Origin of the sequence: Aureibacter tunicatorum (assembly GCF_036492635.1) — a bacterium.
Classification (GTDB): domain Bacteria; phylum Bacteroidota; class Bacteroidia; order Cytophagales; family Cyclobacteriaceae; genus Aureibacter; species Aureibacter tunicatorum.
Genome location: NZ_AP025305.1, coordinates 2,306,371 through 2,325,435 on the forward strand (window position 1 = coordinate 2,306,371; position 19,065 = coordinate 2,325,435).

The following is a 19,065-nucleotide window of genomic DNA, read 5'->3' on the forward strand; positions in this document are numbered from 1 at the left end:
ATTCGGTTGTAGAGCATTCAGAAAATATTTTTACTATGATAAAGGTGTGTGATTTATTGCTTAAGGAGAAACGAGGAAATCACCCTCTTAGATCAGTTGAGCAAATGGAGATTGGGGAGCATGGAATCGTTGGTAATGTCTCAACATTGCCGTCAAGGCAAGTTTTGATTTTGCCAAAGGAAGTTCATTCTAAGTTTAGTTTAAAGCCGGGGGATCTGAGGGAGAATATCGTCATTGAAGGCTTTGATATTCATGAATTAAGTTCCGGAACTGTTGTGCGGATTGGCGAGGTGAAGATAAGGCTGACTTATCACTGTGAACCGTGCAAGAGGATATCTGAATTCGCAAGCGCAAAAGAGATAATGCATCAGAGAGGCTATTTAGGCTCTTTTTTAAATCAAGGTAGAATATCTCTGGGAGATGATTTGCGAGTGTTGGAAAAAGAGTTCGAGTCGATTCCTTATGATATAAAGGAACGGATGCAATGGTATTTGGATAAGGTCGACAAGCCTGTTTCTATCAAAAAGCTAGCTTTCGAAATAGGATTGTCGCAATCATATTACAGAGCTATTCCCAATATGCTGAAAAGAATGGATCAGAAATACAGAGACCTTGTTGATTATCCGTCGAAAAAATGAAAATACTTTTTATTGCAAAATCTAAAAGCTTTAAGTAACCCCTATCATGGAAGACAATGAAAAACCTAGATTATCGAGACTGACAGCTATAGTCATTCAACTTCAGTCCAAGCGTGTTGTCACATCGACTGAGCTTGCAAAAAAGCATGGAGTAAGCGTAAGAACAATTTATCGAGATATTAGGACGCTAGAAAATTCGGGAATTCCAATTACTGTGGAGGAAGGAAAAGGCTATTCCTTGATGGATGGTTATCAATTGCCTCCGGTTCTGTTCACAGAAGAGGAAGCAAATGCAATGGTAACCGCCGAGCAATTGGTTTTGAAAAATAAAGACAAGTCATTTGCAAAATCATACAGCGAAGCGATGATTAAGATCAAGTCAGTTTTGAAGTATTCGCAAAAGGATAATGCAAGTTTGTTGGCGGATAGAGTATACTTTGGAGGCAATAACACATATGAAAAAACAAGCGATCATTTGATGGTTATTCAGATGGCTGTAACCAGTTTTCAATTGATGGATATTGAATACCTTTCTTTGGACAATGCATTGTCAAAAAGAAAAGTTGAGCCATTTGCGATGTACAGCACAAATGGAAATTGGTTGTTGATCGCATTTTGTAGATTGCGCAATGAATTCAGAGCTTTCAGGATTGATAAGATTCAAAAAGTCAATATACTGGACGAGAAATTTTCACCTCATGATATGTCAATAAGCGATTATTTCGAATTATATGTGAAAAATAAAACACCCCTGACATAGGGCTGTCATATCGTCGATTTAGATTTGCATTAGTATTTAACTCAAACAATAAAAAATGGAAATCTTTAGCATTATTACTTTAGCATTATCGGGGCTTTTATTACTTATGGTTGGCACTATGAGGTTGGTCAACCCAATAAAGACTTTTTCAAACAACTCTGAAATTATATTGGCCAATCAAGTTGACATATTGAATGAAGCAAGAGGCACTAGCGCAATGATGTTGCTCGGGGGCTTGATAATATTAATGGGAACGATTGTAAGCCCTCAAGCTCAAGCTTCTCACTTGGTTGCAGTTTTGATATTCTTTGGTTTTGGAGTAGGGAGAGTAGTAAGCATGGCCGTGGATGGCAAGCCCAATAAGAAATTAATTCAAGGCCTAATCTCGGAGTTTCTGCTTGGGTCTTTGAATCTAATTGCTTTATTTTTTTTCCTTAAAAATTAATGGTTTGTGTTATAATTGTATGTTATGCATTAACAGTTGTATTTGATTTTGCGAAATATAGTTAAATCAATAATAAATTTATTTTTATTAATTTGGTCTCTGTTTTTTTATTCGATGATTTAATATATTTTATGATGTTTGATGGGGGGACGGCTTGTTATTATCTTCGCTTTGAATGTTGTAGTTTCTTATTGAAAATATTTAAATAGATATTGTTGAGATATGAGAAGGAAAGTCAACAGAGTTATGCTTTTTGTAATTTTGATATCAAATATTTTTCTTGGAATAAAGTTGCTGATTGATGCTTGGCATTTATTTGTGAGCGGGAAGTTTTATGAGGGATATGTTTTTGCAATGTATATTATGTTATTTGATATAATAGTTTTTATACCTTTAATTGTTGTACTACTATTGCGAGGAGTTTCTAAAATGAAAAAATGGGCTATTCTTTCTGTTGTTTCTCAAAATATAGTGATGTTTGTGGGGTTTAAGTTAGGTTCAATTTTAGGAGTACTATTTTGTTTGACTTCATTAATATATTATTTCAAAAATTGTAAAAAAATAGCTTAGCTGTGTATTGAGTTTTTTATAAATCCCTTTTTGGAACCGATTTCTTAGAAGAATTAATAACCATAGAGATGAAAAAATTTGACAAAACAATTCATAATATAGTATTGGCAGCAATAAAACGAAAAACACTAAAACCCTATGAGTTTAGATGGACAAACCTTTATGAAAGCAATTCTGAGTTTCCTTATGTGGGAATGTTGAAGTTTTCAGAAGAAGAATTGCTAATATGCTCGACAGTGATTGATGAGGATAACTATAGTATTTTGACGACTCGATCTTTGATTACAAGTGAAAGAGGAGTGAGGGCCGTCAATGACTTAACAGGAGTGAAACAAATCAATAGCGATAACTTTAAAAGTTTTGGAAATAATGCTTTCACGATGGGTGTCGTATCATTTCTTAATGGGTCTCAAATAAAATACTTCATAGAAACTGGCAATGCCTCGATGGTGATGATTTATGGAGTAATGACTTTGTTCAGTCTTCAAAATGCCAATAAATGATTTAAATGAAGGCCAAATAGTAAAGCTTATGGCCTCCATATTTATCATTTTAGATTTCCGCCCACATGCGTATCAAATTGCTGTATAATTGTTGAAGATTAAGATGTGCTTCGGTATTCGCCATGTCTTTTTCTTCCAGTTCTTTTATCACTTCGGATGCTTTGAAAATCATCTCGCGTTGATGAGCGTCTCTTACCGCGCATTGTATCCAAGTGACCGCGACTAGTCTTTTTCCGGATATTACTTTGTTGACACGATGCAATTGAGTGGTTGGATAGCATATAGCTTCTCCGGCTGATAGCTTGTAGCTTTTAAGGCCCGCGTCAGTCATGATTTCCAATTCGCCGCCTTCATATTCATGGGGTTCGTTTAGAAATAATGTGACGCTGATATCTGTTCTGATAGTGTATTCTTGCCCGTTGAGCGGGCTGTCGACATGCATGCCGTATTTCATGCCTTCGGTGTAACGGCTGATCAGTGGGGGAATGGCCATTTTGGGCATTGCCGCTCGTTGTAATAATGTATGCTTCAGCAGAGCTTGAAGCAAGTATTGAGCTATTTGGGTGTTTTCCTGCGAATTGGCTAGTTGTTGATTGTTTTTGATTTTAAGCGCAGCGCCAGACGCAGTCGCTTTGCCATCTACAAAATTGCTTTTGGCAACTATTTCTCTAATTTGCCTTAACTCCTCTTGCGATAGCACTTCTTTGAGGTGAATGAAGTTTCCGTGAACCATATCTTGCGATTATAATGAAAAATAGGGATAGTATTAAAAATTAAAAGTGCGACTAAGATCTATAAAAACAATTTAAAATACAATTTTATAGGTATATAATATAGTGGTTAATAGAATTTAAAGTTTAATTCTTTTAAATTAGTATTTTAACAATTTAATATTAACTTTATTTGGTGGTCTATTAAATAATGTTTGAATTAACCTATGCATTTAATTCTTGACGCTCCGTATAATGATATATTTTGGGACTTTTTGAATTATAAAGCCAGAGAAGAATTTATTGGAGATGAGTTCGATTTTGTAATTATTTATCCCTGGGGAGTTGACACTTCTACTTTATTTAATTCAAGAAAGAATTCAGAGTGTTTGATCAGTGCCAAAACCGTATTTTTTAAGGGTGACGAAGAATTTATGTATGATACAGTCATCAAGCTTGGCACATATTCACAAAGAGTCTATCATAACATGAAGGGATATGACGTGAAAAAATGCTATAAATTAAACGGGAAGGCAGGTTGGGCGAATGTCAATCGAAATAATCGGACTGTGAGCATTGTTCTGAAATAGTCAATAATAACTAGAATTTTAAGGGTTTGTGATTTTACACATAGTGAGCGGAAAGATTACTTATGATATTTTATTCAGTTTTAAAATGCTTTATACAAAGTATTTTAGTTGATTTATCGTGAAATTTAGCGCTTATAATCTTCATTTCTTAGCAACTGTAGCTTCAAAACCTATATTCATTTTATTCAATCACTTTATCAGTGGTTGAAATCAAAAATCGGACAGAGTCAAATAGTTATACTAATGCTTATAGAGTTTTTCTTCTAGTAGCTTGTAAATCAGTTTGTATTTTACAGTTTTGGTGTATTGCTTTCTGTAATAATTATATTTTAAATAGAATTGTACTTAGGTTGGTGTCGATTTTATTTTTATAAAAAACGATTAATGTGAAATATTTTATAATAAATTACTTTAATTATTATATTTTAAATCAAATTATTGTATGTTTGTGATGCATTAATTAAAAATTTAATATATATATGAAAAAGTTTATTCTATCAGCGTTTGTTGCCGCTAGTTTGTTTTCATGCAATAAAAATTCAGAATTAGATAATTCAATAGACGTTGTGGAGGAGCGTGAGATCCAAGGAGTAAGGAATTTTACATTTAAAATAGGAGGAGAGTTTATATCCAAGTCTGAACAGGAGCTTTCTAGATTATCTGCATATTCGGATACTACGATACATTATCTTGTTCAAGTTGATAAATTAATTTCTGGACAAGGAGGAGGAGCTATGCGTTCGAAATCGATACGTTCAAACTTCGCATGGGGAATATTTGATGATTTAGCACTTATAAATATTGATCTTGCTGATGGAGCGCAATACCAATTTGATATAATTGCTATTAAGTCTACTCCAGAAAGTGGTTTGGAAATCTCTTCAGAGGGAATATTAGGCACTCCATATAATAGGCCTGTTACGAATGAATTCACCTTTGAGTCTACTTTTGGATTAGATGTATTCTCAACAAGAATTGGTCTTGAGGAAGAGAATGGCGAAATATTTAGATATAGAAATTATCCTGCTATTGAATGCTACACTGGAGAAAAGCTGATTAATTTGGCTGGTGGAGCGGCAAGAACTACTTCAACAAATGAAAATGTCATTGAGATAAATCTATATAAAGCTACTTTTGGGTATAAGTTCAAGTTGAATAACTTGCAAGCGGGTTATGTTGAAATCAATATGGCTGAGAAGTTGATAACTATGGATAGTGATTCAACGTCTTCGAAAAGAATTTTTTCAAGTTCATTAGGTCAGATATCAGCTTCTGAAAGATCTCCAGGATATTTGGAAACGACAGCGCAAGTTCCGACAACGATTACTTGGTTTAATGATGAAACAGGTGAAGCTGTCGAGTTGCATTCGGCACCTTTAGGGTTCAAAAGAAATACTTTGACAACTTATAATATAACGTTGCCTGATAACTTAGAGCAAGGGCCTTCAGCAGAGCCCGAGAGTAATTTTGCCATCACTTTGGAAGAAGCTCCAATGACAGAAGTTGAGGGAGGGGAAGTAATTAACCAAATGTAGACAACATAATATTCAAAAGCAGGGAACGCTAAATGTTTTCTGCTTTTGTTATATATAGCTATTTCAAAGCCATTTATTTGTATATTTTTGCTTTTCTATATAATTTTTAATGAATATTTTTACTATGACAACTCCTCAACATCAGCTGAACCTTCGCTTGAGACATTCTGATTTTCAAGCATATTTGGATATCAATGAATATGAATCCGAGCGAGTACGGAAAGATTATGTTTGCTGTTTGAATGAAAAATACGGTGAGCATTTGCTTCAAGCGATGGATGTTTTTCCATCTCCGATTGAAAATTCGCCCATCTTAATTTTCATTCATGGAGGATATTGGCGAGGATTGGATAAGAAAAGCTATAGTTTTGTGGCAGAGCCTTTTGTGCGAAATAATATGACTGTATGCGTGGTGAACTATAGGTTGCTTCCTCAGGTGAATATGAAATCCTTGTTGGATGATGTGATGAAGGCGGTTGCATGGATTCAAAAAGAAGCTAAGCATTACAATGGAGATGCTCATTCATTGATTCTTTCCGGCCATTCAGCAGGTGGACATATTGCTTTGAAGACATACTTGATGAATGAAAAGCTAAGGCCAAGTATCAAGGCAATTTGCAGTTTGAGCGGCATATTTGATCTGAATGTTGTCAAAAATAGCTATTTAAACGAGACTTTGAAGCTGGATGCTTATGACGCGGATTCCTACAGCGTTTCTAATAAGGACTTGTCAATTTTGACTTGTCCGACGCTACTAAGCGTTGGCTCAGACGAAACAGAGCTTTTTATCGAGCAATCCAAGACGCTTTTTTCTAAAAACAAGCATATAGCTAACTTGAAATACTTTGAATGCGAGCATCTGAATCATTATCAAATTATCCATCACTTTGGCCATGCGGAAAGTGTTTTGGCTAGATTTGTTATTGAAAATAAGTGATTTGTTATTTTTGCATAAGCAGATTTTTTATATTGTATCTAAGTCTTTTAGTTTTTATTACTTAGTATTAAGTACTTTGGGTGGAAGAAATAATGTAATAGCGTTATTTATATTTTTTAAATATTGGCTAAGAGGTTGGTCATCTTTGTTTAAACTAAACCAATATTATGATGACGGATTTGTGGTTGAAAAAGTGGGATGATAGGTATGATCAAGAAAAGTATGCTTATGGAGTTGAACCGAATGAATTTTTTAAAAATCAACTAAAGAAGTTGAACGCAGGAAGAGCGCTCTTTGCCGCCGAAGGCGAAGGAAGAAATGCTGTGTTTGCGGCAATGCTTGGCTGGGAAGCTTTCGCTTTTGATATCAGCAAATCCGGAAAATTCAAGGCAATGAGTTTGGCTGAGAATAAAAATGTTAAGATAGATTATCGAATAGGAAATTTGCCGGATTTAAACTTTTTAAATGAGTCTTTTGATGTTGTGGCTTTGATTTACGCTCACTTTCCCCCAAATATCAAGTCCAAATACCATGAACTGCTGAGTGAAAAACTTAAAAAAGGAGGCCATGTGATTTTTGAGGCATTTGGGAAAAAACATTTGGAATATCGAAATGCTGATGAAAATGTAGGAGGACCTTCTAATTTGGACGCTTTGTTTTCTATAGATGAATTAAATGATGATTTTAAGAATTTTGAGATTATTCTACTGGAAGAGAAAGTAGTTGATTTGAGAGAAGGTTTATATCACAACGGCAAAGGATCTGTTGTGAGATTTGTAGGAAAGAAATTAAAATAATTACATAAATATAGAATGGATGTTAATAGAGTTGGCGGTTGGAGATGCATATGGTGCGGGCTTTGAATATGTGGACAAGGATGTGATTCATAAATATAATAATTTGGAATACAGACAACATCCCAGGCATTTGGGTACAAAACCCGGAATGTATACAGACGATACGCAGATGAGTTTGGCGGTAGCAGAATTGATTGTTGAAAATAAAGATTGGACATCAGTTAATATTGCTGATAAGTTTCTGGAAGCATTTAAAAGAGATGAAAGAGAGGGATATGCGGCAGGTTTTTATCATTTTTTGAAAAAGACGGAATCAGGCGACGAGTTTTTGAAGAATATAAACCCCTCAAGTGACAAGAGTGGAGCGGCAATGAGAGCTCCTGTTATTGGCGTATATGAAGATATTAAAGAGGTGTTGGAGAAAACGGAAATACAGGCTGCATTGACGCATAATACTAAAGACGGAATCAATGCGGCCAAAGCTTCGTCATTGATAACGCATTATTTCATTTGGGAAAAAGGCCAAAAGAAAGACTTGGCAAAGTATATAAAATCTCATGTCAAAGGCGATTGGTTAAGCCCTTGGACAGGCAAAGTAAGGTCGAAAGGCTGGATGAGTGTCAGGGCAGCGATCACAGCCATTCAGCAGACGAATAGTTTGGCGGAATTATTAAAGGCATGTGTGGCTTTTACTGGCGATGTTGACACAGTCGCAGCGATAGCTCTAGCTGGTGGGAGTGTATGCAAGGAAATGAAAAAAGATTTGCCTAGCTGGTTGTTTTCCCAAATGGAAGATGGCAGCTATGGTAGAACCTATATTGAGAGTTTGGATAAAAAACTTAAGCAGATATAATTTCAGACAGCTAATGAGAGAATATAAAGAGCAATTAAATGAAAACGGGTTTTCGACAACGGATAGTTTGTATGGTGATCATGAGATTCAATTGCTAAAAAATATAATTGATGAATGGCAAGCTTCCAATATGGAAAGCGATGGCTCATCACAAGTGTTTTCGATCAGAAGATTGATCAAGAAAATTCCATCGCTGTTGCCAGTTTTGTTGAATGACAAGCTTAAGCAATTGGTGACGGAGCTTGGAGGTGAGGATTTCTTTTTAGTCAAAGCGATTTATTTCGACAAGCCTGAAAATTTTAATTGGTTTGTTTCATATCATCAAGACCTGAGCATAACTGTTGATAGAAAGCATGATGCCAGCGGGTACACAAAGTGGACTTCCAAACATGGTCAAATTGGAGTTATTCCCCCGCAAGATATCTTGGAGAATATTTTCACGATAAGAATCCATTTGGATGATACGGACAATTCCAACGGAGCATTGCGTGTGATTCCCAAGTCGCATTCGAAAGGGATTAGAAAATTTACGGAATTGGATGCTTTGGAAAAAGATACTGAAGTTTTATGTCCAGTGAATGAAGGGGAGGCTATGTTGATGAAGCCGCTTTCTTTTCATGCTTCCAGCAAGTCGAATATGACCCATCGAAGAAGAGTGATGCATTTGGAATTTTCAAATCAGGATTTAAAAGTGCCATTGAATTGGGGTGAAAAAGAATTGCTTTTTTTCCGTTAAAATTAACGGATGGCTGAGTTTTGGTTGCTAATTATTTCGGCGAGAGCCCTTTTGAAAATGAAATGATCTTGCGAATTTATCAATAAAATTATGCTAAAATGAAGACTCATTTCGTACTTATCACAACTAGTAACTAATTATAATAATCCGAAAATGAAGATTCCTTTAGGTTTAAAAAGGACTGCTACTTTATGCGTTCTTAAGAATGGAGATAGATTTTTGCTTCTAAAGAGATTCAAGGAGCCAAACAAAGACAATTTTACGCCGGTGGGAGGAAAGTTGGATCCTTTTGAAAGTCCCAAAAATGCGGCAATCAGAGAGGTTTTTGAAGAGACAGGAATTAAAGTGGCTTCAATGAAATATTGTGGCATCCTGACCGAGAGTTCTCCGACCAAATACAATTGGACGAATTATGTTTATTTGGCGGAAATCGATTATGTGGAACCGCCCATTTGCAATGAGGGAATATTGGAGTGGATAAGCTTTGAAAATGTTTTGAACATAGTTACACCTAAAACTGATTGGCATATCTACGATTACTTGTTGAGAGGGAAGACTTTCGCTTTTCATGCCGAATACAGTGAAACGTTGGAATTGTTGACCATGGTCGAAGAAATTGAAGATAAGCTTATTTATTGATTTGGTTAGACGCTGTCGTGATTTGTTTTTTGTGCTATTTTATTTCCCTCAGGATGGGAACACAAAGGAGGTTGATTAATAATATCATAAAAAACTAATCATGATAAGATCCATTATAAATGAAATTTTTTACGAGGCATGATTGATTTGGTCTATGATAAATAAATAATATTGGCAAATAAATATTTTTTCTCATATTGTAAATGATTTCTCACTCTTTTTAGGCCATTGCAATGCTTGTCATTATTATGAAAAAAGCAGTTTCTCAAAGATTTATAACAACTTGCCACGTAATATTAGGCGTTTTTTTTATTCAGTCCTGTGTTTATGTGGACCCTTTGTATTATTATGAGCGTGCCTATGAAAGCAAAGACAGAGAATTTTTCTTAAGCAAGCTGGAGAAGATAAACCAGATGCGCGATTTTGATGAGCTAGTGAATGAGTTGCTTTTGATTTCAGGCGCTGCAAATATCTATATTCTGGATTCAAGTGAAATTCCTTTTGACAAAGAAAAGCTTCAAGATTTTGATGTTATCAAGGTGAATGTGATGTTTTGCTTGTCAAGTTTGTTTACTTCCAAGAGTTTTTTTTCGTCTGATAGGCAATTTGATTTAAGCGATTGCAGAGTATATAGTCATATTTTGACAGAGAAAGAGCGAATTGCAATGATTCAAAAAATTAATAGACATACGGAAAATAAGGATATTTAATGAATAGATTTCTTATCTAGGCTTGCTATAAGAATAATGCGTACCCTAACGATATTTCAACAAACATAACTTAATTTTTACAACATGGCTTTCAATCGAAACTATCAAAACCTTGTAGAAGAGCAAACGAATGCTCACACAAGGTTGATTAGAGACTATGATGGAACGAATCGGGATTTTGATTATATCATCATAGGCTCAGGCATGGGTGGTGGAATCTTGGCGGATGATTTGGCGGACCATCTAGGCTCTCACAAGCGTATATTGTTATTGGACGTTGGATCTTTTATTTATCCAACGCATGTTTACAATATCAGCAGATTTCCTAATTCTGGCTTAGCCAAGCATTTTGGCGTATCAAATTTTTGGCAGCAATCCGAGAATAGCGGCTTCAAAATAGGAGAAGAACCACAAATGGCCTTTGGAGGCAGGAGCATATTTTGGTCGGGACTTATTCCTCAAGCTCAGTCCTGGGAGCTTGATTATTTCCCTGATAATGTCAAGTCCGATTTGAAAAACACGTATTTGGATTTGGCTGGGGATAGAATGAACGAGTCGATTACCATGGGCGATAAAGCGACTGAGATGGTGAACTTTTTTAGAAGCACATCGCTTAATGATGACTTCGAAATAGTTCAAACGCCAAGAGCATTGCATCAGCCTTATTTGAATGCGAATGGAATTCCTAAGGATCAGTTTTATACCGAACCTACTGGAGTATTCAATACTGCTGAGCTTTTGATCAACCAAGTAGGATTGACTCCTGGCAATAGCCAAGAAGGGCCAGGATTGTTTGTAAAGCTAAATTCTTTTGTAGAGTCTGTGAAAGATATTCCATTTGATTGGCATGAGGTGAAGACTACCAATACGATCACTGGAGAGGAAACTATATTTTATTCGCCAAATGTCATTATGGCAGCGGGCTCGATCGAAAGCCCTAAGCTTATCAATCGCTCTTCAGCTTATCACAAACAAAGGGACGATATCAAGCAACAAATCGGTTTTGGGTTGACCGATCACCCCGTTACTTCCGAATCAAGGGCTTCAGTATCTTCATTGGGACCAAATGGAATCCCGATTGGAGTTAATGACCATGCGAAAATCATATTTTATTCTCGCGGAGAAAAAGACAGCAACGGGCATATCAAGTTTCCATTCAATATCGAAATGAATGTCAATCATGAGTATTGGCATCTTAGAAATAATGATCCGTCTGTTCCAGTGTTTTCAACACCTTCAAAGTCAAAGGTGGATATTAAATTTAGTTTCGCGAATTGCCTGGATGATGAAAATGGCATTTTATCCCATGCGCATGATGGATATAAGCCAGAAATCCGATTTAAGAGATTTTCCAACTTGGGAAATCTGTTGCAAAGCAGATTCCCTGCTGTCGCGGGTTGGCATAAAAGCGATCAGGACTTTTTCAACCTTCTGAATGGAACGAGAAATCGCGTATTTGAGCTTTTTAACGGAGTAGAATGGGAAACTCCTGAGTATGGAGGCAATGGCAAACAGTGGCCTTTTGGATGGGGAACTGTTCATCATGCTTGTGGAACGTTGAGAATGCCTTGGAAGAGTCATTTGCATGATAATTTTAATTATGAATCCATTGTGGATGAAAATCTTCAAGTGAAAAACTCTAAAGGATTGTATGTGTGCGATATGTCTGTGATGCCTATTAGCACAGCGGCAAACCCTGTGAGAACTTTGGCTGGATTAGCTTTGAGGCTATCTTCTCATTTGCGTTCCTAATATATTAGGGCGTTAAATTGTAGTGATATTGGGAATCGATTTTGTCAATCATGTTTATTCAAATGCATTGATTTAGTCGATTTCCAATATTTTGATTTTTTGAAATGTATTTTGTTCGTAAATTCTTGAACAGCTTAGTTCAATTTTTTTTAGTGCTGTGTATTAAGGTTAAAGACAATGAATAATTTTCGATCCATTTTTGCAGTAGACTTTAGATAATCATTTAGTGTTTTTTTGAAATATGGTAGCGATTTTGTATCAATCGGCATTGCCGCCAATGGTGAATGGAATTCAAAAACCGATGAAACCCGGGGGGTATTCCGATAGCGGAGCTGATATCGCTTATGAATTATTCAACCATGGGATTAAAGTTATTACTCCTGTGGTAGAGCCTCAAATTGACAACGACTTGGATTGGGTATTTCCCGATACTGTTGAGGGAATTCAACAAGCAGTGGATAAGGGGGCTAAGATTATATGGTTGAATACGGTTTTATATGATAATCATCCGATACAATCATTTTTCAATTCAGACCTAAAATTTGTGGGTCAAGATCCTCGCTTGGTTGAGATTTTTGACGATAAATGGTTTGCTAATAATTTCTTGAAAGATCATGGCATATCAATCCCATCAATGACTTTGATTGCAAACGCAAAATATCTCAAAGATGGTCAAGATATCAGTTATCCGGTTATTATTAAGCCAATAAGAGGCCGAGGAAGCCAAGGCGTTTTTAAAATAGATAATGCGAATGAGTTTGCTGTTAAACTTGGGGAGTTGTTCTCTAGTGAAAAATACGGAAGCTCTTTGTATGCGGAACAATATTTAAGTGGTCAAGAGATTACGGTCACTGTCATGCCCTCAGGCAAATATACATTTGATCGTGTAGATAAAATTTTTGAAAAGCCATGGTGTTTGCCTCCGGTGAAAAGATTCAATCATCAAAATGGCGTAGCGCCTTACAATGGAACTGTAGCAGTCGTGCAGAATAGCAGTTTGCTGGAACAGCATGAGCTGAATTCGAAAGCAGTGGTAAACGCTAGCCTAGAATGCGCCAAAGCTGGAGAATTGATTGGCATTAAAGCCCCCATAAGAATTGATTGCAGAGCAGATGAGAATGGCAAATACTTTTTGTTTGACGTTAATATGAAACCCAATATGACAGGGCCGTCAAGGCCTCATCGTAATGATCAGGATAGTTTATCGCTAATAGCGGCAAAGGGAATAGGATGGAGTTATATTGAATTGCTGTTGAATATGCTCAATCAATCTTGGTGATTTTGAAATGCAGGATTTAAGCTAAATCCTTTGATTTTGGTTATAATTAAATTTTTTTTTGTACTTTTCGCTTTGTTTTAATTTTTGTGGATTTGGTATTTTCACAATATTATTTTAATCACAGTCAGAATGCTTATAGAAATAGCGTTAATCACAGATGTAAAGAAATTGATGAAGCATTTCCTTCAAATGGAGAAATCTCTTGGTTATGCAAGCATAGAGCTTGTTTCAGAGCCAGATGCTGAGATTTTTATTGAAAAATAGGGATTGAAATTGTAAAGAAGTAGGAACGCAGAGTTAAAGGAAGGTTTCTTCCTGTTATGAAATTAGAATTGTAGTCAAAATTATTATTATCATTCATGAATAGTTTACTTAACTACCTTCATAACCAAATGCCATTGGAGCGAAAGGATTTTGAGTTAATCAATAGATATTTTGTATATGAAGAAATCCCCGCGCAAAGCATTTTATTGAATGCCGGAGATGTGGAAAGGCATGCGTATTTTTTAATCAGCGGAGTTGTGAAAGGTTATCAAAATATTGATGGAAAATTAGTCGTTCAACATTTGGTGAGCGACAATGATTTTTTCACTTCCTTGGATAGTTTTATATTAGAAATGCCGTCAAACGATACCTTTGAAACGGTTACTACTTGCGCTATTATGAAGATATCGAAAGGGAACTACAACCTATTACAGGAACAGTCGGCATATTGGAATAAGTTTGTAAAAGAACTTACTAATAACCACTTGAGATGCAAGTTGGAAAGGGTTAAGGATTTTCAGACGCTGACAGCGAAAGAACGCTATCTCAAATTCATAGATCAACACCCTAATTTGGCGATGAATGTGTCGGTGGATAATATTGCGTCATTTTTGGGCATGGAGCCTCAATCATTGAGTCGAATTAGAAGGCAAGTTGCTTTCTAACAAATGTTATTTTTGTTGAACGTTAATCTTCTAAAATTTGCTCAAAGATAAATATTAGAATCATGAGCAAAGAAATTTCATTAGTAACAGGAGGCAATGGACACTTGGGCAATAATTTAATCAGACTATTGCTTGCTGACCATCAAAAAGTTAGAACGACCATAAGAAACATTAATTATAAGGAATCATTTAAAGGTTTGGATTGCGAGCTTGTGGAGGCGGATATTACAGAAAGGGGTTCCTTAAGAAAAGCCTTTGAGGGTGTGGCGAATGTATATGCTGTAGCCGCAAGCTTTAGAATGTGGGCGCCAAATCCCAAAGTCGATATTTATGAAACCAATATGCAAGGAACGCAAAATGTGTTTGATATGGCGAAAGAATGCGGTGTGAAGAATATCGTTTATGTTAGTTCTGTAGCGAGTTTGGATTTCACTAAACTGCCAGCGCATGTGGACAATGGATATAACAAGGATCGACGAAATTGGTACTACAATTCAAAAAATGACGCTGATAAGTTAGCTTTGGAGCTAGGAAAAAAATATGGCATACGAACGATAATTATTTTGCCATCAGCCATGATAGGGGCTGAAGCTCATAGGCTAAGTTATTCCAACAAGATAGTTTGGCAAATACTCAATGGAGAAATACCTGTGGACACAAATATCAGTGTCAATTGGATTGATGTCAAAGACGTTGCTTTTGGTGCTTACAAAGCGATGGAAAAAGGCAGAAACGGACAAAGGTATATTTTGGCTAACTCTAGACATACTACTATACAAGAAAGCGTCAAGATCGCTTCTCGTTTATATCCGGATTTGAATTTAAAAATGCCTGTGAAGCTTCCAAAGTTATTATTGTATTTCGTTGCTGCTTTGATGGAGTTTGCAAGTCGGATCACAAAGAGTGAGCCGTTGCTTCAGAGGCATTATTTGGATATGTTTTATGGCTTGAAGCAAGATTATGACATTGTCAAGTCAAAGCTAGAACTTGACTTCAATCCCAAGTCTTCCAAAGCAGCTCTTGAAGAGGCTCTGCGATATTTGAGGTATGATTGGAAAGGTTCTGAGAAAATGGACTAGTATGATTTTTCGATTTATGGAATGCAGTGACTGAGTAATTTGTATTGAGTGACGATAGTTAAGTTCAATTGTTCTTAATTTATAAGATTTTGTATATTTGACTTGAAAATGTATATGTAATTTCTTTCTCAAATTATCGTATGAAAAATGAAAATAATTTTTGCTTAGTTATTAGACATTGTCACGATTGATTATTTATACCATTTTATTTCTCTCTGGAGAGAACACAAAGGAGGATGATTAAGAAAACCATGAAAAACTAATCGTGAAAACCTTATTTAACCGTATAAACTACAATGAAACCTATCATAAGAAAAGCTGCCAAATCGGATAAGTCGTCTATTTTTGAGCTGGCGAATCAACTTCACGAGAGAGTAACTGTTGATGAGAAAGTGTTTGATATGCATTTTGAGTCTATAATCGCGGATGAAAAACACATACTAATGGTTGCTGAGCGAGATGATGAAGTCGTGGGCTATTTTAGCGCTAATATGCACTATGCGATTTACGCAAATGGCAAAGTGATGTACTTGGATGAGATTGTCGTAATGGATTCGGCAAGAGGCCAAAAGATCGGTAATTTGTTAATGGAGGAATTGGAAACTTTTGCCATCGAACAAAATTGTATCTTGATCTCACTTGCGACAGCGGGAGCAAGCGACTTTTACAATAAACTCGGGTTTCAAACAAAAGCCGGATATTATAAAAAGTATTTGAATTAGTGGATAATTAATTAAGGCTTGCTCTTAATATTTATTGATGGTAACTCGTCAATTGATTTGATCGACAGGTAAATAATTGATAATTAGGATATGCTGTCATTATTAATTATCCATTGTGAATTGTTAATTATCAAACTGCTACTTGGGGAGAAATCGAAAAGGCATGGTCAGCCTTACAGCAGAAGATATGGATTTATTACTGGCGATTAATTGATTTAAGTTTACTAATCTCAACTATAAAACACACGCTTGGAAACAACGAAATCCCCCTTTTAAGGGGGATACAGGGGGATGTTAAGTGTTTAGTATAAAAATTGCTGATAAATTAAGTTGAAAAATAACATTATTCCGTATCGAAAAGAACTTAAACATCTAGCCAGGCAACTTCGTAAAGATAGCACACTTTCTAAGGTGATACTTTGGCAGGAAATCAAGAATAAGCAGATATTAGGTTTTGAGTTTCATAGACAAGTGTCCATGTTGGATTACATTGTAGATTTTTATTCACATGAACTTTTGTTAGTCATTGAAATCGATGGAATCACGCATACGTATGAATATGCCAAAGAAAAAGACGCTAAAAGGCAAAAACGAATAGAAGAATATGGAGTGCGATTTCTGAGATTTGATGATATTGATGTTAAAAATCATATAAATCAAATTGTTAATGATATTCAATATTGGATTGAAAATAATAGAGATAGGATTTTTTGATCTTCAAACATTCCTGACATCCCCCTTCGCCCCCTTCAAAGGGGGATTTTACTACTTTTAAACTTTATTTTTATACTTGAAAATGTGGAGACAACCTGGTCGAAAGTTGAAGCTGCGCACTTCTTTAGTTTGTAATCTGAGATACCTGAAAACGCTTGAATTCCAACTTGCTCCTAATTTATAACTTTATGCTAGCCCGCTTGTATAGATTAAGTAGTTAATCACATAATCTATCTTTTATGCAACGATTTCATGAAGCTCAAAAAATGGTGCCTAACAGGACTGATATGCCCCCTATGTTTCAAGCGAATATTTTAAAGGGCATCTACCATGTCATGTCCGAAGAAGTGGGGAGTAAAGAAGCAAAGGAACTTTTGATGGAAGCTTTTTTGTGGGATTCTATTTTCAAAAGACCTGTATGGAAGCCTGAGTTATTCGACTTGAAGAGCAAAGAATCTGAAAAGCATTATAAAAAAATATTCAATGGCTTGGTCCCGTTTATTTGTTTATTCAACAGGTTCAAGGAAAATTATGGAGAAGAGAGGGCGCAGTATTTGACGGCTTTGGTGGCAGTCCCTTCAGCGGTTCCTTACCTTGCAGGGACGTTCAAGCATATCGAGAACTTCTCAGATATAGATCAATTCAGGCAGGAGCTTGCGAATTATTTAGGAGATGGCAAAGGTTTTACATGGACGGAAGAGGTTTCGGATGACAAGACTGAGGTGAGATATCATTTTACCCAATGCGTATATATTGAAGTTTTGAGAGCTTATGGCTTGACTTCAGCGGCAATGATGAGTTGTTATTGCGACCATATCATTTTTGACAATGCCATGCCCGAGATATATTTTAAAAGGGATCATTGCAAAGGAGCCGGGGATAGTTATTGCGACCATTGCTTTAAGATCAAAACCGAAGAGGATAAAAGCAGAATGGATGAAAGGTATGGGGATACTAAGCATGCCGATTTTGACGCCATGAAAGTTATAAATCACTGGAGAAAAAACTATCAGGACAATGGCGGCAAATTCAAATGGTAGTTGAAATAGCAAGAGCTTTTTAGTGATAAATTTATGGCGATAAGTTTGAAATCTCTCAGATTATCGCCATATTTATTTCGGTTTATTTTTACTTTTTTAAATGATATAATGAAACTTCCATTAGCTCCTCAAGATAAGGCAAACCATTTTTTGTATGGATCTGTGATTACATGCATTTCGATACTAGCTATTTTGTATATAGATCAAAAATTGTTTGCGTCCAATTTTTTAATTTGGATGGGAATCGTTCCTGCGATCGCTTTTGGTATATTCAAGGAAGTGTGGGACAGTAGGGGGAGAGGAAATGTGGAGGCGATGGACGCTGTCTGGACGATCTTTGGAGGTGTGCCTATTTGGCTTTGCACTTTGCTTGCTATGAAATTTTATTCATAATGAAATTATCAATTAGTTAAAAATAATATACTTTTATTTAAATTTTACTTTATAAATCTATTTCTAACTAACTGATTTTCAATAACTGATCATTACTTACTTTATTTATGATATAAGTCAAATTTAATATTGAATATATATTATATCTTCTTACAAATGAAAGATAAAAATGTATGTTCAACTAAATATTAGGCTTATGGGATATGCTGTGATAATTTTCATTTGTCTATTGATTTCTGTTTTGTGGATTGTTCATAGCAGAAGCAATGACATCGATTCATTTTTAGTGGGGGATGGATGGGAAGTTGAATGCGAAGATTTAAATGATAAAATAATTTTTAACTCGGAATTAGATTTGGATGAATTAGGCAATTGCCATATTCGTTTGGACTTGTTTTTTGACAGGGATAATTCCACATTAACTATTAAGGGGAAAGGCTTAGTAGACAAAGAGGCTTGGCTGGGACTGAAATGTTTTGGTTATGAATCAAGACGCAATGTGTTGTTTTCAAATCAAGGACAAGCAATATTGGATTTTGATTCCGGGATTTTAATTGATCGATTAAAAAAATCGCCTTGCTTGGATTTGGATATTGCCGGCCAAGAGGTGAGAATTCCCTTGTCTTGCTTTAAGAAGGGAATGAAGTTTATTGATGGAGAAGTGGTTTCGTTATTGCCTAACTTCAATTCGTTGATAAGGCAACAACATTTTTTTGATTTTAAATAATTTAAAA

Annotated in this window: 24 protein-coding genes; 23 read left to right on the forward strand and 1 reads right to left on the reverse strand. The window is 35.7% G+C overall.

All coding sequences use genetic code 11. The annotated features are described in order from the left end of the window. Window positions 1–35: 35 nt before the first annotated feature. From AABK36_RS09900 to AABK36_RS09920, 5 genes are all read left to right on the forward strand, one after another. Window positions 36–638 (forward strand): MOSC domain-containing protein, encoded by a 603-nt coding sequence (locus AABK36_RS09900; RefSeq protein ID WP_309939810.1) that lies wholly within the window; start codon window positions 36–38, stop codon window positions 636–638. Between the two features lie 46 nt (window positions 639–684). Further along, complete coding sequence (locus AABK36_RS09905) at window positions 685–1,398, forward strand: helix-turn-helix transcriptional regulator (protein ID WP_309939811.1); 714 nt, start codon at window positions 685–687, stop codon at window positions 1,396–1,398. Window positions 1,399–1,453: 55 nt separating this feature from the next. Continuing rightward, entirely contained in the window at window positions 1,454–1,843 is a 390-nt protein-coding gene (locus tag AABK36_RS09910; protein WP_309939813.1) for a DUF4345 domain-containing protein, read from the forward strand. Window positions 1,844–2,065: 222 nt separating this feature from the next. Next, window positions 2,066–2,413 (forward strand): hypothetical protein, encoded by a 348-nt coding sequence (locus AABK36_RS09915; RefSeq protein ID WP_309939815.1) that lies wholly within the window; start codon window positions 2,066–2,068, stop codon window positions 2,411–2,413. Between the two features lie 68 nt (window positions 2,414–2,481). Then, the gene (locus AABK36_RS09920; RefSeq protein WP_309939817.1) at window positions 2,482–2,916 is read left to right on the forward strand and encodes a hypothetical protein; all 435 of its coding nucleotides are present in this window, start codon (window positions 2,482–2,484) and stop codon (window positions 2,914–2,916) included. Window positions 2,917–2,965: 49 nt separating this feature from the next. Here the strand turns inward: AABK36_RS09920 and AABK36_RS09925 are convergent, their stop codons facing one another. Next, window positions 2,966–3,649 carry a Fe2+-dependent dioxygenase gene (locus AABK36_RS09925; RefSeq protein ID WP_309939818.1) on the reverse strand — a complete coding sequence of 228 codons (684 nt, stop codon included), beginning with the start codon at window positions 3,647–3,649 and terminating at the stop codon, window positions 2,966–2,968. A 204-nt stretch (window positions 3,650–3,853) separates the two neighbouring features. Here AABK36_RS09925 and AABK36_RS09930 point away from each other — a divergent pair, with 204 nt between their 5' ends. The 18 genes from AABK36_RS09930 (at window position 3,854) to AABK36_RS10015 (ending at window position 19,058) form a co-directional block, all read left to right on the forward strand. After that, window positions 3,854–4,216, forward strand: a complete 363-nt coding sequence (locus AABK36_RS09930; protein ID WP_309939819.1) for a hypothetical protein — start codon at window positions 3,854–3,856, stop codon at window positions 4,214–4,216. Between the two features lie 479 nt (window positions 4,217–4,695). Further along, on the forward strand, window positions 4,696–5,751 hold the full coding sequence (locus tag AABK36_RS09935; protein ID WP_309939820.1) for a hypothetical protein: 1,056 nt from the start codon (window positions 4,696–4,698) through the stop codon (window positions 5,749–5,751). Between the two features lie 109 nt (window positions 5,752–5,860). Continuing rightward, a complete protein-coding gene (locus tag AABK36_RS09940) occupies window positions 5,861–6,688 on the forward strand; it encodes an alpha/beta hydrolase (RefSeq protein WP_309939822.1) in 828 nt (275 codons plus the stop codon). Between the two features lie 167 nt (window positions 6,689–6,855). Next, window positions 6,856–7,485 carry a class I SAM-dependent methyltransferase gene (locus tag AABK36_RS09945; RefSeq protein WP_309939823.1) on the forward strand — a complete coding sequence of 210 codons (630 nt, stop codon included), beginning with the start codon at window positions 6,856–6,858 and terminating at the stop codon, window positions 7,483–7,485. 19 nt (window positions 7,486–7,504) lie between these two features. Beyond that, on the forward strand, window positions 7,505–8,338 hold the full coding sequence (locus tag AABK36_RS09950) for an ADP-ribosylglycohydrolase family protein (RefSeq protein ID WP_309939825.1): 834 nt from the start codon (window positions 7,505–7,507) through the stop codon (window positions 8,336–8,338). Window positions 8,339–8,351: 13 nt separating this feature from the next. Then, window positions 8,352–9,074 (forward strand): phytanoyl-CoA dioxygenase family protein, encoded by a 723-nt coding sequence (locus AABK36_RS09955; RefSeq protein ID WP_309939826.1) that lies wholly within the window; start codon window positions 8,352–8,354, stop codon window positions 9,072–9,074. A gap of 153 nt (window positions 9,075–9,227) precedes the next feature. Then, a complete protein-coding gene (locus tag AABK36_RS09960; RefSeq protein WP_309939829.1) occupies window positions 9,228–9,713 on the forward strand; it encodes an NUDIX hydrolase in 486 nt (161 codons plus the stop codon). A gap of 248 nt (window positions 9,714–9,961) precedes the next feature. Next, window positions 9,962–10,423, forward strand: a complete 462-nt coding sequence (locus AABK36_RS09965; protein ID WP_309939830.1) for a hypothetical protein — start codon at window positions 9,962–9,964, stop codon at window positions 10,421–10,423. An 84-nt stretch (window positions 10,424–10,507) separates the two neighbouring features. Then, the gene (locus AABK36_RS09970; RefSeq protein WP_309939831.1) at window positions 10,508–12,175 is read left to right on the forward strand and encodes a GMC oxidoreductase; all 1,668 of its coding nucleotides are present in this window, start codon (window positions 10,508–10,510) and stop codon (window positions 12,173–12,175) included. A 241-nt stretch (window positions 12,176–12,416) separates the two neighbouring features. Next, complete coding sequence (locus AABK36_RS09975) at window positions 12,417–13,454, forward strand: ATP-grasp domain-containing protein (protein ID WP_309939832.1); 1,038 nt, start codon at window positions 12,417–12,419, stop codon at window positions 13,452–13,454. Between the two features lie 129 nt (window positions 13,455–13,583). Beyond that, window positions 13,584–13,718, forward strand: coding sequence for a hypothetical protein (locus AABK36_RS09980; protein ID WP_309939833.1), 135 nt, complete (start codon window positions 13,584–13,586; stop codon window positions 13,716–13,718). Window positions 13,719–13,813: 95 nt separating this feature from the next. Beyond that, the gene (locus AABK36_RS09985) at window positions 13,814–14,383 is read left to right on the forward strand and encodes a Crp/Fnr family transcriptional regulator (RefSeq protein ID WP_309939834.1); all 570 of its coding nucleotides are present in this window, start codon (window positions 13,814–13,816) and stop codon (window positions 14,381–14,383) included. A 62-nt stretch (window positions 14,384–14,445) separates the two neighbouring features. Then, window positions 14,446–15,462: an NAD-dependent epimerase/dehydratase family protein gene (locus AABK36_RS09990; RefSeq protein WP_309939835.1), complete on the forward strand. Its 1,017-nt coding sequence runs from the start codon at window positions 14,446–14,448 to the stop codon at window positions 15,460–15,462. Between the two features lie 296 nt (window positions 15,463–15,758). Further along, window positions 15,759–16,184, forward strand: a complete 426-nt coding sequence (locus AABK36_RS09995) for a GNAT family N-acetyltransferase (protein WP_309939836.1) — start codon at window positions 15,759–15,761, stop codon at window positions 16,182–16,184. Window positions 16,185–16,514: 330 nt separating this feature from the next. Continuing rightward, window positions 16,515–16,898 carry an endonuclease domain-containing protein gene (locus AABK36_RS10000; protein ID WP_309939837.1) on the forward strand — a complete coding sequence of 128 codons (384 nt, stop codon included), beginning with the start codon at window positions 16,515–16,517 and terminating at the stop codon, window positions 16,896–16,898. 239 nt (window positions 16,899–17,137) lie between these two features. Then, entirely contained in the window at window positions 17,138–17,938 is an 801-nt protein-coding gene (locus AABK36_RS10005; RefSeq protein WP_309939838.1) for an L-2-amino-thiazoline-4-carboxylic acid hydrolase, read from the forward strand. Window positions 17,939–18,046: 108 nt separating this feature from the next. Next, complete coding sequence (locus AABK36_RS10010; RefSeq protein ID WP_309939839.1) at window positions 18,047–18,331, forward strand: hypothetical protein; 285 nt, start codon at window positions 18,047–18,049, stop codon at window positions 18,329–18,331. A gap of 196 nt (window positions 18,332–18,527) precedes the next feature. Next, window positions 18,528–19,058: a hypothetical protein gene (locus AABK36_RS10015; RefSeq protein WP_309939840.1), complete on the forward strand. Its 531-nt coding sequence runs from the start codon at window positions 18,528–18,530 to the stop codon at window positions 19,056–19,058. Window positions 19,059–19,065: the final 7 nt, after the last annotated feature.

What these genes read in the sequence shown, in the direction of transcription:
- AABK36_RS09900 (WP_309939810.1), top strand. Translation starts at nt 36, where the DNA reads ATGATAAAGGTGTGTGATTTATTGCTTAAGGAGAAACGAGGAAATCAC.
- AABK36_RS09905 (WP_309939811.1), top strand. Translation starts at nt 685, where the DNA reads ATGGAAGACAATGAAAAACCTAGATTATCGAGACTGACAGCTATAGTC.
- AABK36_RS09910 (WP_309939813.1), top strand. Translation starts at nt 1,454, where the DNA reads ATGGAAATCTTTAGCATTATTACTTTAGCATTATCGGGGCTTTTATTA.
- AABK36_RS09915 (WP_309939815.1), top strand. Translation starts at nt 2,066, where the DNA reads ATGAGAAGGAAAGTCAACAGAGTTATGCTTTTTGTAATTTTGATATCA.
- AABK36_RS09920 (WP_309939817.1), top strand. Translation starts at nt 2,482, where the DNA reads ATGAAAAAATTTGACAAAACAATTCATAATATAGTATTGGCAGCAATA.
- AABK36_RS09925 (WP_309939818.1), bottom strand. Translation starts at nt 3,649, where the DNA reads ATGGTTCACGGAAACTTCATTCACCTCAAAGAAGTGCTATCGCAAGAG.
- AABK36_RS09930 (WP_309939819.1), top strand. Translation starts at nt 3,854, where the DNA reads ATGCATTTAATTCTTGACGCTCCGTATAATGATATATTTTGGGACTTT.
- AABK36_RS09935 (WP_309939820.1), top strand. Translation starts at nt 4,696, where the DNA reads ATGAAAAAGTTTATTCTATCAGCGTTTGTTGCCGCTAGTTTGTTTTCA.
- AABK36_RS09940 (WP_309939822.1), top strand. Translation starts at nt 5,861, where the DNA reads ATGAATATTTTTACTATGACAACTCCTCAACATCAGCTGAACCTTCGC.
- AABK36_RS09945 (WP_309939823.1), top strand. Translation starts at nt 6,856, where the DNA reads ATGATGACGGATTTGTGGTTGAAAAAGTGGGATGATAGGTATGATCAA.
- AABK36_RS09950 (WP_309939825.1), top strand. Translation starts at nt 7,505, where the DNA reads ATGTTAATAGAGTTGGCGGTTGGAGATGCATATGGTGCGGGCTTTGAA.
- AABK36_RS09955 (WP_309939826.1), top strand. Translation starts at nt 8,352, where the DNA reads ATGAGAGAATATAAAGAGCAATTAAATGAAAACGGGTTTTCGACAACG.
- AABK36_RS09960 (WP_309939829.1), top strand. Translation starts at nt 9,228, where the DNA reads ATGAAGATTCCTTTAGGTTTAAAAAGGACTGCTACTTTATGCGTTCTT.
- AABK36_RS09965 (WP_309939830.1), top strand. Translation starts at nt 9,962, where the DNA reads ATGAAAAAAGCAGTTTCTCAAAGATTTATAACAACTTGCCACGTAATA.
- AABK36_RS09970 (WP_309939831.1), top strand. Translation starts at nt 10,508, where the DNA reads ATGGCTTTCAATCGAAACTATCAAAACCTTGTAGAAGAGCAAACGAAT.
- AABK36_RS09975 (WP_309939832.1), top strand. Translation starts at nt 12,417, where the DNA reads ATGGTAGCGATTTTGTATCAATCGGCATTGCCGCCAATGGTGAATGGA.
- AABK36_RS09980 (WP_309939833.1), top strand. Translation starts at nt 13,584, where the DNA reads ATGCTTATAGAAATAGCGTTAATCACAGATGTAAAGAAATTGATGAAG.
- AABK36_RS09985 (WP_309939834.1), top strand. Translation starts at nt 13,814, where the DNA reads ATGAATAGTTTACTTAACTACCTTCATAACCAAATGCCATTGGAGCGA.
- AABK36_RS09990 (WP_309939835.1), top strand. Translation starts at nt 14,446, where the DNA reads ATGAGCAAAGAAATTTCATTAGTAACAGGAGGCAATGGACACTTGGGC.
- AABK36_RS09995 (WP_309939836.1), top strand. Translation starts at nt 15,759, where the DNA reads ATGAAACCTATCATAAGAAAAGCTGCCAAATCGGATAAGTCGTCTATT.
- AABK36_RS10005 (WP_309939838.1), top strand. Translation starts at nt 17,138, where the DNA reads ATGCAACGATTTCATGAAGCTCAAAAAATGGTGCCTAACAGGACTGAT.
- AABK36_RS10010 (WP_309939839.1), top strand. Translation starts at nt 18,047, where the DNA reads ATGAAACTTCCATTAGCTCCTCAAGATAAGGCAAACCATTTTTTGTAT.
- AABK36_RS10015 (WP_309939840.1), top strand. Translation starts at nt 18,528, where the DNA reads ATGGGATATGCTGTGATAATTTTCATTTGTCTATTGATTTCTGTTTTG.